Source organism: Acinetobacter lactucae (assembly GCF_001605885.1).
Lineage (GTDB): Bacteria > Pseudomonadota > Gammaproteobacteria > Pseudomonadales > Moraxellaceae > Acinetobacter > Acinetobacter lactucae.
The window spans coordinates 145,301-163,137 of the sequence record NZ_LRPE01000039.1; the positions used below are offsets into that span (position 1 = coordinate 145,301).

A 17,837-nucleotide genomic window follows, 5' to 3' on the forward strand; every position below is an offset into this window, starting at 1 on the left:
TATTCCCCATTATGAACCTGGTGCCGTAATTTGAGTGAGTTTATTGGTATAGTTAAATTCTTGAACTTGAGTACTAAAAGGCACGTTATGATTTGCCAAACACTCCGCCAATGTTTGTTTAGCTGTTAAAGCGGTATCAAAATTGTCGCTAATTTTTGCCGAACTCGTGCTTAAGCAATCTCTTTGTAAAGTTTCGATAGAGGTAGATGCATAGGCTGGTAAAAAAGCTGTTGTAATCACTCGAATACGTTGCGTAGATAGCATGCTTTTAGGAAGTTGTGTACCTTCCGAAGTATTTGTTCCTCGCGGTAAATTTGAACCTGGAATATCACTAGCAGCATCTGTTGGAATACTTACAGCAACTTGAGTAACCACTGCTTGGCGATTACTTCCATAGTCACTTGTTAAATCACAGAAACCCGCTACGCCGCCATCTTCAACGACTGCATTATTAGCGCTTCCTGCTCGAAGTAAACTTGCACCTCTGGTCTGAGCAAAATTTGTTGTAGAAACAGGCTTATAACAAAAGTTGTATTCCGCACCGGGGTTACTTTCGTGCTCTTTCAGCGCCGCCCCAATCACATTAGTAATATTAGTTAGGGTGGTAGGATTCATCTGCACAATGAGTTCTAAAGGTGTGTCAGATGACTGAAAATTTAATTGGCTAACTTGGCTATTGGTAGCAACTTTTAAAGAAACAATAGCCACTCTTATTGCTAAAACGCCTACAGAAATAACAATCAATAAAATAATAAGCACAACAATAAGGGTTGCCCCTTTTTCCTTAGATCTACTTTTATGAATTAAATGGGTCATAGACTTTCCCCCATCGCGTTGCGTAGAGCAATTGTTAAGTTATAAGTGCGGCGTAAGAATCGAGTTGTATTATCAGAAGCATGCACGGTTTGATCTAACATAAAAAAAGATTGCTCAGGATCTATTGCTTTGCTTTGGGCATTATTAGTAGAGCGCGCTAATACAGATATTTGTATTGAAAGAATTCGTGGCGGCATCACAGATGGTGTGGCATCTCGGGCAGCCTGTGCAGCAGCGCGATATTGGGGAATGGTATAGTAAGCAAAATTGCCAGCCGCATTTTTTGCACCAAACAGCACATGAAAATGATCAATACGCGGCAATACAATTTGACCAGCGTCGCCTAACCCAGCAATAGTTGTCGGTTGAGCTGTGGCTACAATAGAGGGAGTATTTGCATCACATACGAGTGCATAATCTTGCTGTGAACTACCATTGCTATCAAGACGTAAAAAATAACGCTCTACAATTAAATCTCCTGCAAGTACATTCACACCTTCACAATTGGTCATATTCGTAGGCGCAATAAATTGAATAGTCAATTGATCACTTTGCACAGCTGCATTTGAACTGTTCTGTATATTTGAAAGACCTTTCCAGTGATTGCTCACTGTACTTACCGTATCTCCTGCGCCACGACTGAGTAATGTGTTAGCAATATAAGTATTTGCTCCGACATTAGGGACAAAATTAACAGTGTTATTATTAGTTGCTGTTGAACCAGTTAGCACAACGCCGCCCCAAGGCGTCATATCAGTTAATATTGGGTTGGTTACATTTCCATAATTTAGAAGGCGTATATCACGGGCAATATATTCCAAACCAAAAATACCGCTATCTTGTATTTCAGCATTTGCTTTTTGTAGACGGCTTGATAAAAGTCCACCAATAAATAATTGAGTTGCTGCAGCTACTAAAATTAGGCCTAAAGCCAATGCAACCATAAGCTCAATTAATGTAAAGCCCCGTTGTTTCCACGATACAAATGAGTGAGCCATTAATATGTCTCCATCATCAAACAATTTGAATTATTGGTATATACACCATCTGTACTCATACAACTCGACACATCCGCGCTAGTGACTCCTTCAGTTGTTGTAATTACCGGAGAGGTTTTTCCCCAAAAAACAAACAGACATTGTCTCTGCTGGGCCATTGTGCTTGTAACCCCAGGGCAATTTGTCATTGTGATTTTCATGCCAAGTTGATCAGCATTTCTTGCTGCTTGATATGCATCAAATTGGGCAAGTTGAGAAGGTGTACAAGCTGAATTGAAACAGGAAGTCGGAGCTGCGGTAGTAGATGAATAATTGCTATAACTACGAACAAACGCAGGATATTGACTAGCTTGAGCACTATTTACGCGAATGTTTTCTGCTAATCCTCTCATAATCATCATGGCTTGAGATTTGCTTAATGCTTCTGAAGAAGCATCCATAGCCCGGACTTGCAAGGCAACATATCCTAAAACCCCTACCGCAAGTAAAATTAAGGCAACCAACACTTCTAATAAACCCACCCCAACTTGAGCTTTTTGTTTAGAGCTCCGCATTAGCATGTCTCCTCAGCTTTAAAAATTAATGTGCCAAGCTTTGTTAAAATAAGAATTTTCTTTTTATTTGTTTTTGAATTACAAATAGATAAAAGTGTATCTTGGGTAATATTAGTTACCACTCCATTTGCATTAAAAGTTAAAGTCGTCGCTGTTGATGAGCTCTGTGTACCGTTAGCAGCGATATTTTTAAGCTCAAGAGTGCTATTGGAAGCAGCTTTCCAATTAAAAGAAGTTGGTGTATTTGAGGCTGTTGAATTCAGATTAATGGATACATCTTGTCGACCAAGTATCGCTTGAGTCTTTGCTTCCGACAAAGTATTGATCAGGTCTCGTTGATTTTCATCTAATCGTTTGCTTTCTAATAAATTCGACATAGATGGCGCGGCCATCATCGCGATAATAGCCATGACCGCAATCGTCACCATAAGCTCAACTAAGGTGAACCCGTCTTGCGGAATAATTCCCCTCATCCCCAGAACCCCAAATAAACTTAAAAATTTTTTATTTATTAATTAAATTTTACGCTTTATGTTTACAAAAAAAATACAAAGCAGATAAAGGGTATAAAAAAACAGATAACTGTCATATCAACAATTATCTGTTTAACTTTTTAAAATCAGTATGTTAAATAAGTCACACTTTATGCTTGAGTTACATGAATGCGTAATTCTTTAGGAAGACTAAAGGTTATGTTCTCTTCGCGCCCTTCTAATTCTTTCGGTGCTTGAGCACCCCAATCTTGTAAACGTTGAATAACTTGTTTAATCAAGATTTCTGGCGCAGAAGCACCAGCGGTAACACCAATCTTGCAAGTCTCATTGAACCATGACTGCTCTAACTGATCAGCATTATCTACAAGGTAAGCAGCTTTACCCATACGTTCTGCAAGCTCACGCAATCGATTTGAATTTGATGAGTTAGGTGAACCCACAACCAATACCACATCGCACTTTTCAGCTAAATCACGCACAGCATCTTGTCTGTTTTGAGTAGCATAGCAAATGTCATCTTTACGTGGACCCTGAATATGCGGAAATTTAGCACGCAGAGCATCAATCACTTTAGCTGTATCATCAATAGAAAGCGTTGTTTGTGTGACAAATGCAAGTTTTTCAGGATGTCGTACGGTAAGTGCAGCAACATCTTCTTCATCTTCAACCAGATAAATATCACCGCCTTTTAATTTGTCATATTGACCCATTGTGCCTTCGACTTCTGGGTGCCCTTCATGACCAATTAAAATAGCTTCAGTACCTTCACGCGCATATTTAGTCACTTCAATATGAACTTTAGTCACTAAAGGACAAGTTGCATCGAAAACTTTTAAACCTCGGCGTTCAGCTTCTTGTTGAACTGCTTTTGAAACACCGTGCGCACTAAAAATTACAATTGAGTCATCTGGAACCTGATCTAGCTCATCAACAAAAACGGCCCCTCTCTGACGTAAGTCATCAACCACAAATTTATTGTGTACAACTTCATGACGTACATAAATAGGAGGGTTGAAACATTCCAAAGCCCGATTGACGATTGCTATGGCTCGATCAACACCGGCACAAAAACCACGCGGATTAGCTAACACAATTTCCATAACAGCCTCAAAATTAATAAAACAGGGGAATTTCTCTTGAATATTTGCAATTAAAACTATTCAGTTTAAACGCACGGTACACTACAATAGCGAAGATATTTTATCATATCAGGAAAAATATCATGTCGGGTCTATTGTTTGTCGTTTCTGCTGCATCAGGAACGGGCAAAACATCTTTGGTAAAAGCCCTGCTTGACCGTGTGAGCAATTTACATGTTTCAGTCTCGCATACAACCCGAGGTCAACGTCCCGGTGAGTTAGATGGTGTTCACTATCACTTCACTACAAAAGATGAATTCCTAGACCAAGTCAACCATGATGGTTTTATCGAATACGCTGAAGTATTTGGTAACTACTATGGAACTTCTCAAGCTACTGTAAAACAACAGTTAGCTCAAGGACACGATGTCTTACTTGAAATTGATTGGCAAGGTGCAGAACAAGTACGCAAACTTTTCCCTGAATCCAAACAAATATTTATTTTACCTCCGACTCAATTTGATCTGCGTCAGCGTTTATCTAATCGCGGCACTGACTCAGTTGAAGTCATTGAGCATCGTTTAAGCTGTGCAGTAGAAGATATGCAGCACTACACGAACTTTGATTACATCATTATCAATGATGATTTTAATAAAGCCTTACATGAGCTTGAAGCTGTGATTACAGCGAACCGTTTAGTGCTATCTCAGCAAGCAAAACGTCATCAAACATTAATCCAAGACTTGATTACTCCTCAACCAAAACAGGAATAACTTGAGTCTAGATCGAAAGCCTTTTATACTATTTAGTCTGTTCAAATTCACCATTCCAAAACGAGAACTTTTATGGCACGCGTCACCGTTGAAGATTGTTTAGATCATGTAGACAACCGTTTTGAGCTTGTGCTCGTTGCAAGTAAACGTGCTCGTCAATTGGCACGTCAAGGCATGGAGCCAACTGTAGAATGGGATAACGACAAACCAACTGTAGTTTCTTTGCGCGAAATCGCGGCAGGGCACGTTACGAAAGAAATTCTTAAACAACGTGAGCAAGATTACCAAACTTCTAGTCTTGATCTTGCCCTTTCTACAAACAGCTTGAATTTAGAAGGTTTTTCTTTCTAATTCACTCTGTTTCATAAAAAAACCATCGTTTTTTTGCGATGGTTTTTTATTTGGCTTTGCGACATATTCAAACATATTGGGAAAAGCAATTATTTTCATTGAAAAAAAAATACACTTTTTCAAATGAAAAATTTGACAAGTTCCGCAATATGCTTTTCATTAAGAAGCAGATAGATTTAGTTTTTCAGCAATAGGAAAAAGGGTGATTTATGCCAGGCGAAGAGGTCAGCCAAGCCAAGCAACAGCTCAAATTAATTATCGACCCTTACTTATCGGTAAGCGAAGTCGAAAAAGTGCTTGCTGCCTGCGATTTTGCCGATCTAGCGCACACTGGCATTACACGTAAAAGTGGCGAACCTTATATTTTGCACCCGATTGCGGTAAGCTGCATCCTTGCAAACATGCGTTTAGATGCTGAGACTTTAATGGCAGCACTTTTGCATGATGTTATTGAAGATACTCAATATACAAAAGAAGATATTATTGAGAAATTTGGTCTAACCGTTGCTGAGTTAGTCGATGGTGTAACCAAACTTAGCCAATCAAGCGATAAAGAATATAACAAGGCAGCTTCATTCCGAAAAATCTTGCAAGCGACCTTACAAGATCCACGTGTCATCATTATTAAATTAGCAGATCGCTATCATAATATGACAACTCTAGGTGCTTTACGTCCAGATAAACGTGCCCGTATTGCTCAAGAGACTTTTGATATATTTGTACCGATGGCAAGATTAGTCGGCATGAATGAAATGGGCGATAATCTAGAGAATCTCTGTTATCAAAACCTTGATCTAGATATGTTTGATAACGTTCAAAATGCGCTGCTTCAAACAAAACCAGAACGATGTAAATATCAAAGTATTTGGGAACAAAACCTCGCTGAACTTCTGCATAATTATCATATTCAAGGCCGTATTAAAAAGAAAAATAATAATATCGAATTATTACGCCATTTCGTTAAAAACGAGATGGATCTCCAAGAGCTTACCCATAGTCATGCTTTTGAAATCGTTTTACAGTCTATTGCCGACTGTGACCGCTTGGTAGAAGCATTAAGAGAAAACTTTCAGGTTATCCAGTATCAGGACCATATTCGTCGCCCATTACCCGGCGGCAACCAGTCTTTACTGATTAAACTTAAAGGCGAAAAAACGACGCTATCTCTTACTATTCAAACCGAGTTGATGCGTAAAGCTGCTCGTTTTGGTGTCGTGTTAGGCGAAAATGCGCCGCAAACTTGTCGCTCTGCCATTCAGGCTTCAATGCAGAACCTAAATACATTAATTGATGGCGAATGTGCTAAAACAACTTTCAATGATTTACTTGATTACTTACACCAAGAAAAAATCTGGGTATATACACCGCATGGTCAACTGCATGAGCTACCACAAGGTGCTACCGTAGTTGATTTTGCTTATTCAGCAAGTTTATTTTTAGGTAACCATGCCGTTGGCGCAAAAGTCGATGGTGAGATTAAACCACTTTCTACCCCATTAGTTAGCGGTCAGGTTATTGAGATTATTACAGATGTTTTAGCTACACCGAACCCAGACTGGCTAAGTTTTATTAATACGCAGAAAGCTCGTCGTGCTTTACAGCATGTGCTTAAAGATCAAGATATCGAAGAACAACGTCTAGTTGGAGCACAAGCCCTTTCTCGTGCACTGAAACTCTTTAATCGTTCAATCAATGATCTTTCTGAAGCCGACTGGCTAGATCTATTGCAATGGCGTCATATCGATAATAAAAATACATTGTTTGAACAAATTGCGGTTGGTGATTTATTACCTCAACTTGTAGCAAATCACCTGTTTGCGCATGATAAACACCCACAAGTAGAAAACTCAGATCGACTTATTCAAAGCACTGAAGGAGTCGACGTTAAATATGCACACTGCTGCAATCCAATTTTAGGCGATCCAATTCAAGGACACTTAACACGTCGTGGATTAATTGTGCATCGCATCCGCTGTCATAACTTACTACATGAACAACATCTACACCCTGAAAATATCATGCCGCTTCAATGGAAAGCAGATGATGTAGATGATGTCCGTTTTACTGCCTACCTTGCTATTTATATGACGATGAATGATGAACAGGTATCAGATCTGATTTATCAATGTCGTAAAAATAACGCTGGGGTAGAGATGGTTCACTCAAATGAGCAAAGAACTTTTGTGAATATTGTAGTGAATAACCGTAAGCACATTGCAAAAGTCATTCGTGATTTACGCATGCACTATGGTTTCCCACGTATTGAACGTTTAGATGCCCCTGCTCCACAAATGGAAATTTCAAAAGTAAGCTAAGACTTTATAGAGACTATTGGCTATAAATTTTTGTTTCCTTAACAAAATCAAACTTTCCAAATCCACTTAATCAATTAAATCGATGATACTTTTGTCCAAAGCTATCATCGATTATGATGGAAATAGATTTAATCAAGGAGAACCAAATGTCCCGCCAAGTCATTCATACTGAAAATGCCCCTGCTGCTATCGGCACCTATTCTCAAGCTATTTTAGTAGATAATACGCTATATCTTTCAGGGCAAATTGGTTTAGACCCATACAGTATGGAACTTGTAGAAGGTATTGAAGCTCAAATTCGCCGTGTATTTGATAATTTAAAAGCAGTTTGTGAAGCTGCTGGTGGTTCACTTGCAGATATTGCTAAACTCAATATTTTTTTAACTGACCTATCAAATTTCCAACTTGTAAACCAAATCATGGGTGAATATTTTGCTCAACCCTACCCTGCACGTGCAGCTCTTGGTGTAGCAAGCTTACCAAAAGGTGCATTAGTTGAAATGGATGGAATTGTAATTATTAATCAATAAGATATAAAAATCAAAATATCTAGCTCTAAATATTTGGTTTTAAAAATATGAACCACCTTTGTGTAAAAATCTAATTTCTTCTTAGATTTCCGCTTAGGTGGTCTTTTTTTATCCAAAATCCCAATAAGGATAAATGAGATTTTAAATGAATTTCATTGACAAACGATAATAATTATCAATAATATCAATTATCGCATTTATATTTGGGGATCACTCCCATGTACGTTTGCTTGTGTCGTGGCATTACTGATCAGGATATTAAAGACGCTATCGAAAATGGCGCTGAAAGCTATCGTGAAATTCGCGACTTGCTTGATCTTGGTACATGCTGTGGACGCTGTGCACCAGAAGCTCGCGCTATCATTAGCGAAGAATTAGCAGAAATCGCTGCTCGCATTTCTGTAGCTGCATAATAAAAATGAATATTTAACAAAATTTATTGACTCCTCCACCGCTTTTTGCGGAACGTTCATAGTTCCACATTCAAGCGGTTTTTTTTGGCATAAAAACCTTCTTTCTAATATTGTGTTGTTTTTGATTGCGATTTTCATTTGCTGTTCCATAAATTACTCGCCATCTCTATGATTGTTCACTAAAATGGATTTATAGATTGCCTTAATTAAGTTTGAGGCAGAAATTGTTTTGGAGTAGCTACAATGAAAGGCAATCGTGATGTCATTAATCAGCTCAATCAAGTGCTGTATCATCATTTAACTGCAATTAATCAATACTTTTTGCATTCACGCATGTTTAATGACTGGGGAATTGAGCAACTTGGTTCTGCTGAATATAAAGAATCAATTCGTCAAATGAAACATGCTGATAAAATCATTGAACGTATTTTATTTTTAGAAGGTCTACCTAACCTTCAGCATTTAGGCAAGCTTTATATTGGTCAACATACAGAAGAAGTTCTGCACTGTGACATTCGTAAAGTAAAAGAAAATATAGAGGCAATTCAAAAAGCGGTTGCTTTAGCTGAAACAGAGCAAGACTATGTCACCCGTGACCTTGTTCAAGAAATTTTAGAAAAAGAAGAAGAATATTGGGACTGGTTAGATACTCAAATTGATCTTATTGGTAGTGTGGGTATTGAAAACTATATCCAGAGCCAAATGTAATTTTTTATATAAAAATCCCCTTGAGTACAAGGGGATTTTTTTATTACTTCTCTTTTAATAACTCTGGTAGCGTTATTTTTTGTTTATAGAGACGCTGTAAAATAAATATTTGCTGCTGTGCCTGCTCTACTTTTCCATTATAAGCCAGCAATTTTGCGTACTTACGCAAGTTATATGGAGTAGGCTTATTTTTTACAAAATTTTCCCATTCAACCAAATCACCTTCAGATAAAATATTTTGGGGATTAAGTTCAATCCACTTTAAACGCTGCTCAAACTGCGTTAAAACAAAAATTTTACCACTTCCCATAAATTCAGCATTTGGACGCTTATTATTAAAGAGCAAATTACTATTTAAAACATAGACATTATAATCACGTAAAATCGCAATAATAAGCAACAAACTTACACCCCATGATAAGCGGAGAACATACTTACTAAGAATGATTCCTTTAAGTACAGGAGTCTGTGCTTGAACAATACCCAGTAGGAACCCACAAGTAAGCAAGAAATAGGCATAGCGTTGTGGGAACTCTAACATAGCATGAATAAGCACGGTACAGACCATCATAATCGCTATAATCGAGATAGTATTTTTAGCTTGTTGGTTTAACCACATAAACCAGCAAGCAAAGTAGGTAATGATTACAGCGCCCAGTGGAATACCATTCCAGATGATTAAATCAAGTAGTACATTATGAGCACTAGTGGTCCACTCTCCTGTTGGCAAAGCATGATAAACCGTCATTTGTGCCACACTGGTTTGATTCCAACCATAACCCAACCAAGGGTGCTGCTGTACAGCAAGTAACATTTGTGTCCAGATATTAAAACGCAAATATCCTGAACTTGCTCTTTCAACCAAACTACTTGATTGGGTTACATCTGTACTTGACCATGCTTCAATTAAACTAGTAGCAAATGGCAGAACTACACCGGCTATTACAAAAAAACCTACACACCACAAAAACCCCTGAACAAATCCAAATCTTTTTTGTTTTCCAAATTGTTTAACCATCCAGTAGATAAATAAGAATGGAAAAACAATCCATGAGGTACGTGACTGACTCAATGCGATCGTAAACAAAATAATCAATGCTGAAGGCAATAATAACCATAGAGTTACTTTATTCTTTTCATATAAGTATAAACATCCTAACAACCCAATAATTAAAAAAGTTGCCATGTTGTTGGGTTGACCAAAATTACCGTAAGGACGGTTACCAATCAGATGAAGGGTATAAATTAAATGTGATTCAATATTTAGCCACTGGGAAATTGATATAAGGCTGGTTAATAGTGATGCAATAATGATTAATAAGCTAAAACCTGAAAAAATCTGATCTCTCTTTTGTTGATCTAAAGATAGGTTGTAACCTGCCAAGACCATGAACCAAAAACCTAACAAATAAAACGTACTCAATAATGCCGTACTTAAATCAAAAACTAGACCGAAGCCCCACTGCACCATAGGAATTAAAGTAAATGGCAACAAAAATAATTGTGGCCTAGGAATTTTAATATTTTGTTGAATTAGGGCGGCTAATAGGCACAACCCAGTCCCGAATGTACTCACTTCACTTGAAAACATGACCCAAGGGCTATAGTGGAATGGAGACAACCATGCAAAACCCAACAGGATTGCAGCGAGGAATAGGAAGAATACTTGCATAGCGATAGGTTAAAGATCAAAATTTGAGAGAATTATACATGGAACATCAAGGAACCGTTTAGATTCCCTATGTATGACTCTTTTGCATTCACACAACATATTGTTAGGGAATCTGATCAGCGGGAATGAGATGTTCGGCTCCACCATAAAACCAAAAATTTGGTGCCATCCTTCCGACATAACTACCACCCCCCCAGCACATTAAATCTTGTCCTAAATACATGATCGTAATATACAAAAATAAAGCTCCCCACAAACCAATTAATAGTTTTGTCACTCTATAAGAATATTTCAAATATTCTTTAGACTGCTGCCGTTGAGAAAAAGCAAATGCTAAGAATAATATACAGGCCATTTGTGAAGCGGGATAAACCATACTTCCTGAGAACATCGCATCAAGTAGAATTGCAGCTAAGCCAGCTTTCGCAATAGGTAAAACATTCTTATCTCTAAGCAACCTGACAATTTGATATATCATCCAAACTAAAAAAATAAATCCAACGACTCCCCATTCAAAAATTAATCTTAAATATAAGTTATGCATGTGATGTCCATATTTATATTGGATTTCTGAGAGATATCCTCCTCCCACTCCAGACCATGGCCTCTCTTTCCATTGCTCAAAAACGAAACTCCACATCTCTGCACGCATGGATGTCCCCACTCTCATTACGGTCATAGTATTTTTATCAGCGAAATAAATCGTAGTTTTATAAATTAAAAAAGCTAAAAAAATGTAAATACAGCTTTGCAAAATGAGCTTTCGATTTTCTTGATAGTATATAAAGAAAAACAACAATCCTGTGGCTACAGCAAGTAAAGCGGATCTGGCTCCGTCAAAAAACCATGCTAGAGCAAAAAAGAAAATAGCAAATGGATAAAAGTAATCGAAATAAGGGTAATTTTTATTTTTTAAAAAAATTAGAAAAAAGAATATAGGTACGATAACACTGTCATAAATTCGAATCGTGCCAGAGTTAAATTGCCAATCAAACCATTGTTTATATAAAATAAAATTAGCGATAGAAACACAAATAAATAAACAAGGAATAAATGCTGAAACGACGATTAATGCTAGGCCATGTTCTATATTTTTTATATTCCTTAACTCATATGTCAAAGCAGAAAATATAAATAATAATGTTATCGCAGACCAAAGCTCTTGAAACTGAAAAATACTATAAGTTGTTATCTGTATAGCAGTTAATACACCAATTAGAAAAAAAATAGTTTGAGTGAAAATTGAATATTCTATTTTTTTTGTAAAGATTAAAACTGATAAAGCAGATAATGCTAAGGGGAATTGTAATAGGCGAAGCTCATCATATTGAAAGACAGACCAATCAATTTGATAACCCAGTAATGCCACAATTAGATAAATTGCTATTAAGAGGAATTGTATTTTGTTTTTTAACATTTTTATTTTCTTCAATAAAAAAGAGAGGCCCAAACCTCTCTTTTTTATTTATCTTAATATTAAGATGCAGCACATCCTTTAGGAGCAAGTGCTTTATTATTTGTATCTGTAATACCTGTAGTGGCACAAGTCCAAATTCCAGTTGCACCAACTCTTGTCCAAGTCATTACTGCACCTGTAACTTGAGAAGGAGCATTTTTAACTGTACATGCAATAGTTCCCGCACCACTACCAGCTGCAAAACCAGTTACAGCAATATCACAATTTGATGTAGTTGCTTGAAGACCAAGATCAGTTAGGGTAACTGCTTCTCCATTATTAATTCGCTCTTCTGCTACAGTTTTACCTGCTGAAATCTCTGACAAACTTGCTGTTAATTTAGATTTTGCTTGATACTTACTATACTGTGGAATCGCAATTGCTGCCAAAATACCAATAATGGCAACTACGATCATGAGTTCAATTAATGTAAAACCTTTTTGTGCATTCATAGCCTTTTCCCCAAAGATTGTATGTATGTTTTTATATAAGCTTTTTCAGCTATCAACTATATTGCAGCATCCATGCCAACTTTTATTCTAATTAAAAAACAATAAGTTATTTTATTTCAATAAATATTAAATATAAAATCGATGTAAATAATTGACAAAAAATGTCATAGAGCTTTTTATAAAACCAAATCACAAATTAAAAAAAACAAATTACCCACTTCAAATTTTATATTTGTTTTTGTGAATAAAATCTCTTTAAAAATGAATAAATAAGTGACATTTTTTGTCAGTCACCTTTAAAATTAAAAAAATTAGCTAGTATAGGCATGTTACAAGGCTAATTAATTAAGAATAATCGGAGTATTACCCAACTCATTGGATTGATCAGGCATATTTTCATCATAAAACCGTGACATCACCTCTCCAATTTGTTGTACGCCAATTACTACGGCCTGTTGATATTCTTTTTGTTTAAGCTTTTGTACTATTGCCTCACAAATCTGTTGCCAGACTTGCTCGTTAGTCGCATTTCGAATACCACGATCAAATACGATCTCTACTGTCCGTTCACATAAATTTAGGTATAACAATACGCCACTATTTAATGCAGTGTCCCAAACACCTAATTCTGCAAATAATTGCTGTGCTCTTAAACGGGTATTTTGTCTATAGGCTTGTGACACCGGAATATGGCCTTCAATTACAACCTGTATTTCCCCAGCATGCCCATGTTCTGCTTGCTGTACAGCATCAGCAATAGCTTCTTTATCTTGTTTTGAAAAATATCGGCTACTGGCTGGCAAGTAACAAAAATGCTTGAACCAACGCTTTAGGCTAGGTTCTACAGATTCCTCAATTTTGGGCTGAGTAATAATTTGTGTTGTTTCTGATGTTGTTACCATGAGCCTGAAGCACCTCCTCCGCCAAAACGGCCTCCGCCGCCGCCATAGCCTCCGCCACCTCCGCCGAAGCCACCTCCGCGTCCACCGCCACCAGAACCACTTAAAATAGCCTGTAAAATAAGTTGGGCAATAGAAGTAATGAGTAAAAAGAAAATACCAAAACCAAGTAGTAAGCTAGTGACTAGCCCTGCGCCATTTACAAAACCTGCTACCGCGGCAGCAACACCTGCTGTAGATGCACTAAGCGGACGACCGACAATAAATGAGCCCACAATTCCAGCAACAAGAATAAATAAAGACATTGTCAGCGTTGTTTGCTTCGCCTGTTGTTCTTCAGCAGCTCGATGCTGACGTTCTTTTAAATCTTGCGCAGCTTGCTGAGCTACTTCTGGGTCAAGATTTAAAATTCTTCCGATTTCATCAAGACCTGCACTCAGACCTTGTGCATATTGAGCTTGTTTAAAATAAGGTGTAATTTGGTTTCGAATAATCCGACTTGCCACAATATCAAGCAACACGCCTTCTAAGCCATAACCAGTTAGTATTTGTATACGGCGGTCATTTACAGCGACTGCAATCAGTAATCCATTGTCACGTTTAGCTGAACCTAATTGCCACTTTTCACCAACACGTAATGCATAATCAAAGATATCTTCTTGACCAGTTGTGGGAACAATCACAATACCAATCTGCGCTTTGCCTTGTTGGTATAAACTTAGAATTTTTTGATCAAGTTGCTGCTTCTCAGCCTCGCTTAAGATATTGGCTTGATCAATCACAGGCTGGTTTAAAGTTGGCAAACCACGAATTGATTCACCATCAGCCATATCATTAGCAACTTGGACTTGAGGCGCAGCACTTGAAGCAGCTTGCCCCTCTAGTTTAGTTGCAGAAGCTTGAGTTTGTTGCTTTTGAATAAGTTTGCCAGCAACTACTGTATCAGTCTCATCCGTAGCAGTTGCAATATTACTTTCACTCCATGCCGTATTCTGAAAAAGAACACCACAACACAGCAAAATCAAGGTCGAAATAAAGACCTTAATTTGCTTTGATTGAAGCAATAGAGTATCTCTCATACGGCACTTCCTTGATTTAAATTAATCAAAAGAAACTTTTGGAGCCTGTTGAGCAGATGCTTCTGCAGAGAAATTGGCTTTTGGATGCATACCAATTACTTTTGCTGTTACTGCCTGCGGGAACTGACGCACATATGAGTTATAGTCTTGTACTGTTGTAATATAACGATTACGTGCAACAGCAATACGGTTTTCAGTACCTTCAAGCTGAACTTGTAATTCTTGGAATTGAGTATTGGCTTTCAAGTCTGGGTAATTTTCCGAAACAGCAATGAGTCGAGATAATGCCCCTGTTAATTGACTTTGAGCCTGTTGATATTTTTCAAGTAAAGCGGGATCTTCTAAAACTTCTTTATCAACTTTTAAACCTGCAACATTAGAACGTGCCTGAGTTACTTCGGTTAATACTTGCTCTTCGTGCTTAGCATAGCCTTTCACTACGTTCACAAGGTTTGGTACCAAATCTGATCGACGTTGATATTGGTTTTGTACTTCAGACCACGCTGCTGTTACAGCCTCATCTTTTACTTGTAGAGTGTTATAGCCACATCCCGAAAACAGTAAGGTACTGGCAAGTGTTGTTGCGATCGCAAATTGTTTCAACATTTTCATCGTCACATTATCCTCAAGTTTTTCTTTATATTTTTAACCTCTTTACCTGATTGTATGATGAATTTGGCAATATTGTGTTGCTTTTATTTTATTGATTTTAAAAAACCGGATTTTTAAATCCGGTTATCTATTAGCTCAATCTTTGATGTTTTTCTTGTTCAAAGCTTGCCATTTGATGTTCTTCTGCTAAAGAGCTTTTCCAATAATTAACCATCCTGCCATAATCTTTTTGACCCGGATGGAAGTCTTTTTTGTAATATACGAAATATTCAGGCATTAACTGAACGAGCATCTTAGCCAGCAAGTACAATCCAAATAAATTCCCTCCAATTTTAGGTAAACTGTTCCATTTATCTTGCCAAAATAAACGTGTTGTCCCATAAAAAGCGAGACTCGCAAATCCTGTAGTGACACTACGCATCAATAAACGACGGATACGATCATCACCATATACATGTTGATAGACATCAAATGCGACCGAACGGTGTTCAATTTCTTCAATCGCATGCCATACCCAAAGTTTTAGCGCATCTTCATCTAGCGTTCTTAATAGCTCTGGATGCTGCAATATATATCCCCCAAGTAAAGCAGTGAAATGCTCAAATGCACAGGTCAATGCCAATTGCAGCTTAGGTGGAATTGTTCTTAAATATTTATCGCGCTGATTTAGCCAATTTTGAAAACTGTCCAGATTATAATCATCACGTCGCCACGCTTCATTAAATTCGCCATGTGCTTTGGAATGCATGGCCTCTTGCCCAATAAAAGCCGCAATTTGTGCTTGTAGCTGAGGATCTGAAACTTTATCACGTACGTTACGTACGCTATTTACAAAAAATTGCTCACCCACTGGAAACGTCGATGAAAGTGCAGTTAAAAAATGCGACATGAGAGGTGAATTTGCAAAATAGTGCCGCTTGATCGCTTTGGGATTAAATTCAAGACGACGCACTGTAATACCCAACGCTTTTCGACGATTTAAATATGATTTTTCTGCCGTCATACCTGCCATGTTCATATTCAACACCTATTGTATTGAAGAAGGAAGTTTCGAGTATGTCGCGAGCTTAAAAAGCTAAAAAGGGCAAAAAAGCTTATTATATTTGCCAAAAACATCAAAGTGACTAATGGTAGACAATAAAAAAGCCTACTTGAAGTAGGCTTTTTTATTGTCTTTTAACAAATGGCTTTATTAAACACCAAGATAGTCCAAAATGCCTTCGGCAGCTTGACGGCCTTCCCAAATCGCAGTCACGACTAGATCTGAACCACGTACCATATCACCACCAGCAAAGATTTTCGGGTTTGAGGTCTGGAATTTGAATTCTTGCTTTTCAACTGCCACAACACGGCCTGAACCATCAAGATTGATATTCACATTACCGAACCAGTCTGCTGGGCTTGGGCGGAAACCGAAAGCAAGTAAAACTGCATCAGCTGGTAATACTTCTTCAGAACCTGGGATTGGCTCAGGGCTACGACGGCCACGACTATCTGGTTCACCCATTTGTGTCGTTACCACTTTTACGCCTGTTACTTTGCCGTTTTCACCAACAATCTCGATCGGTTGACGATTGAATAGGAATTTTACACCCTCTTCGTAGGCATTTTTTACTTCACGCGCAGAGCCTGGCATGTTGCTTTCATCACGACGGTATGCACAAGTTACATCGTGAGCGCCTTGACGTAAAGAAGTACGGTTACAGTCCATAGCGGTATCACCACCACCAAGTACAATTACTTTTTTACCATCTAAGCTGATGTATTCACTTGGGTCTTTTTCCCAACCTTGGCAACGGTTCACGTTAGAGATCAAGAAATCAAGTGCATCATAAACACCATCAAGATCTTCACCTGGGAAACCACCCTTCATGTAGGTGTAAGTACCCATACCCATGAATACAGCATCATATTCTGCAAGTAATTCATCAATCGTGATGTCTTTACCAATTTCCGTATTTAAACGGAATTCGATGCCCATACCTGTGAAAATTTCACGACGGCGTTTCATTACATCTTTTTCCATTTTAAATTCTGGAATACCGAATGTAAGTAAGCCACCAATTTCAGGACGCTTATCGAATACAACTGGTTTAACGCCACCGCGAGCTAGAATATCCGCACAGCCTAAACCTGCTGGACCCGCACCAATAATTGCAACTTTTTTGTCAGTCCATTTTACGCCTGACATATCTGGACGCCAGCCCAAAGCAAAAGCTGTATCATTGATATATTTTTCAGCATTACCAATCGTCACTGCACCAAAACCATCATTTAAGGTACAAGCACCTTCACATAAACGGTCTTGTGGACATACGCGACCACATACCTCAGGTAGCGTGTTCGTTTGGTGACAAAGCTCAGCAGCTTGGAAAATTTGGCCTTCAGCGATCAGTTTTAACCAGTTTGGAATGTAGTTATGTACAGGACATTTCCATTCGCAATATGGGTTACCACAGCCTAAACAACGGTGAGTCTGATTAGTGACAGTTTCCGATGTAAAAGGTTTATAAATTTCCACAAATTCTGCTTTGCGGACAGTAATATCTTTTTTCTCTGGATCTTGACGTGGTACATCCAGAAATTGAAAGTCATTATTTAGGCGTTCTGCCATGTCTCTCTCCGTGGGTAGGCGC

21 protein-coding genes are annotated in these 17,837 nt (G+C 38.0%); 7 read left to right on the forward strand and 14 right to left on the reverse strand.

Going from position 1 to position 17,837, the window contains the following annotated elements; translation table 11 throughout:
• Window positions 1–9: 9 nt before the first annotated feature.
• The 5 genes from AWW73_RS16675 to ispH all read right to left on the reverse strand — a co-directional run bounded on the left by AWW73_RS16675 (window position 10) and on the right by ispH (window position 3,962).
• Window positions 10–816, reverse strand: coding sequence for a PilX N-terminal domain-containing pilus assembly protein (locus AWW73_RS16675; protein WP_062850209.1), 807 nt, complete (start codon window positions 814–816; stop codon window positions 10–12).
• Window positions 813–1,814, reverse strand: coding sequence for a PilW family protein (locus tag AWW73_RS16680; RefSeq protein WP_062850210.1), 1,002 nt, complete (start codon window positions 1,812–1,814; stop codon window positions 813–815). The genes AWW73_RS16675 and AWW73_RS16680 overlap by 4 nt, the downstream gene beginning before the upstream one ends.
• Complete coding sequence (pilV, locus tag AWW73_RS16685; RefSeq protein ID WP_081409674.1) at window positions 1,814–2,374, reverse strand: type IV pilus modification protein PilV; 561 nt, start codon at window positions 2,372–2,374, stop codon at window positions 1,814–1,816. The genes AWW73_RS16680 and pilV overlap by 1 nt, the downstream gene beginning before the upstream one ends.
• The gene (locus tag AWW73_RS16690) at window positions 2,368–2,841 is read right to left on the reverse strand and encodes a pilus assembly FimT family protein (protein WP_031949497.1); all 474 of its coding nucleotides are present in this window, start codon (window positions 2,839–2,841) and stop codon (window positions 2,368–2,370) included. The genes pilV and AWW73_RS16690 overlap by 7 nt, the downstream gene beginning before the upstream one ends.
• A gap of 170 nt (window positions 2,842–3,011) precedes the next feature.
• Window positions 3,012–3,962, reverse strand: coding sequence for a 4-hydroxy-3-methylbut-2-enyl diphosphate reductase (gene ispH / locus AWW73_RS16695; RefSeq protein ID WP_016143645.1), 951 nt, complete (start codon window positions 3,960–3,962; stop codon window positions 3,012–3,014).
• Window positions 3,963–4,084: 122 nt separating this feature from the next.
• Here ispH and gmk point away from each other — a divergent pair, with 122 nt between their 5' ends.
• The 5 genes from gmk (at window position 4,085) to AWW73_RS16715 (ending at window position 7,910) form a co-directional block, all read left to right on the forward strand.
• Window positions 4,085–4,714 (forward strand): guanylate kinase, encoded by a 630-nt coding sequence (gene gmk / locus AWW73_RS16700; protein ID WP_002116973.1) that lies wholly within the window; start codon window positions 4,085–4,087, stop codon window positions 4,712–4,714.
• 72 nt (window positions 4,715–4,786) lie between these two features.
• Window positions 4,787–5,065 carry a DNA-directed RNA polymerase subunit omega gene (gene rpoZ, locus AWW73_RS16705; protein WP_002116990.1) on the forward strand — a complete coding sequence of 93 codons (279 nt, stop codon included), beginning with the start codon at window positions 4,787–4,789 and terminating at the stop codon, window positions 5,063–5,065.
• 38 nt (window positions 5,066–5,103) lie between these two features.
• Window positions 5,104–5,259: a hypothetical protein gene (locus tag AWW73_RS18995; protein ID WP_155860466.1), complete on the forward strand. Its 156-nt coding sequence runs from the start codon at window positions 5,104–5,106 to the stop codon at window positions 5,257–5,259.
• Between the two features lie 15 nt (window positions 5,260–5,274).
• Window positions 5,275–7,380, forward strand: coding sequence for a RelA/SpoT family protein (locus tag AWW73_RS16710; protein ID WP_031949498.1), 2,106 nt, complete (start codon window positions 5,275–5,277; stop codon window positions 7,378–7,380).
• Window positions 7,381–7,526: 146 nt separating this feature from the next.
• Entirely contained in the window at window positions 7,527–7,910 is a 384-nt protein-coding gene (locus tag AWW73_RS16715; RefSeq protein ID WP_002116996.1) for a RidA family protein, read from the forward strand.
• Here the strand turns inward: AWW73_RS16715 and AWW73_RS19330 are convergent.
• Window positions 7,904–8,026 (reverse strand): hypothetical protein, encoded by a 123-nt coding sequence (locus AWW73_RS19330; protein WP_408649495.1) that lies wholly within the window; start codon window positions 8,024–8,026, stop codon window positions 7,904–7,906. The two genes, AWW73_RS16715 and AWW73_RS19330, sit on opposite strands and share 7 nt — an antisense overlap.
• A gap of 102 nt (window positions 8,027–8,128) precedes the next feature.
• Between AWW73_RS19330 and AWW73_RS16720 the strand changes: the two genes are divergently transcribed.
• Complete coding sequence (locus AWW73_RS16720) at window positions 8,129–8,323, forward strand: bacterioferritin-associated ferredoxin (RefSeq protein WP_000289091.1); 195 nt, start codon at window positions 8,129–8,131, stop codon at window positions 8,321–8,323.
• Between the two features lie 243 nt (window positions 8,324–8,566).
• The gene (bfr, locus tag AWW73_RS16725; RefSeq protein ID WP_016143648.1) at window positions 8,567–9,031 is read left to right on the forward strand and encodes a heteropolymeric bacterioferritin subunit Bfr; all 465 of its coding nucleotides are present in this window, start codon (window positions 8,567–8,569) and stop codon (window positions 9,029–9,031) included.
• A 43-nt stretch (window positions 9,032–9,074) separates the two neighbouring features.
• On the opposite strand, the gene AWW73_RS16730 is transcribed toward bfr, so the two are convergent.
• From AWW73_RS16730 to AWW73_RS16765, 8 genes are all read right to left on the reverse strand, one after another.
• Window positions 9,075–10,703: a PglL family O-oligosaccharyltransferase gene (locus tag AWW73_RS16730; RefSeq protein WP_062850212.1), complete on the reverse strand. Its 1,629-nt coding sequence runs from the start codon at window positions 10,701–10,703 to the stop codon at window positions 9,075–9,077.
• 103 nt (window positions 10,704–10,806) lie between these two features.
• Window positions 10,807–12,120 (reverse strand): O-antigen ligase family protein, encoded by a 1,314-nt coding sequence (locus tag AWW73_RS16735; RefSeq protein WP_062850213.1) that lies wholly within the window; start codon window positions 12,118–12,120, stop codon window positions 10,807–10,809.
• A 59-nt stretch (window positions 12,121–12,179) separates the two neighbouring features.
• Window positions 12,180–12,611, reverse strand: a complete 432-nt coding sequence (locus AWW73_RS16740) for a pilin (protein WP_062850214.1) — start codon at window positions 12,609–12,611, stop codon at window positions 12,180–12,182.
• Window positions 12,612–12,952: 341 nt separating this feature from the next.
• Complete coding sequence (locus AWW73_RS16745; protein ID WP_031949503.1) at window positions 12,953–13,513, reverse strand: TPM domain-containing protein; 561 nt, start codon at window positions 13,511–13,513, stop codon at window positions 12,953–12,955.
• Complete coding sequence (locus AWW73_RS16750) at window positions 13,507–14,589, reverse strand: TPM domain-containing protein (protein ID WP_062850215.1); 1,083 nt, start codon at window positions 14,587–14,589, stop codon at window positions 13,507–13,509. Before AWW73_RS16750 ends, AWW73_RS16745 begins: the two co-directional genes overlap by 7 nt.
• 21 nt (window positions 14,590–14,610) lie before the next feature.
• The gene (locus tag AWW73_RS16755; protein WP_039765214.1) at window positions 14,611–15,201 is read right to left on the reverse strand and encodes a LemA family protein; all 591 of its coding nucleotides are present in this window, start codon (window positions 15,199–15,201) and stop codon (window positions 14,611–14,613) included.
• Window positions 15,202–15,331: 130 nt separating this feature from the next.
• The gene (locus tag AWW73_RS16760) at window positions 15,332–16,219 is read right to left on the reverse strand and encodes a metal-dependent hydrolase (protein ID WP_062850216.1); all 888 of its coding nucleotides are present in this window, start codon (window positions 16,217–16,219) and stop codon (window positions 15,332–15,334) included.
• Window positions 16,220–16,393: 174 nt separating this feature from the next.
• Window positions 16,394–17,815, reverse strand: coding sequence for a glutamate synthase subunit beta (locus AWW73_RS16765; RefSeq protein ID WP_062850217.1), 1,422 nt, complete (start codon window positions 17,813–17,815; stop codon window positions 16,394–16,396).
• Window positions 17,816–17,837: the final 22 nt, after the last annotated feature.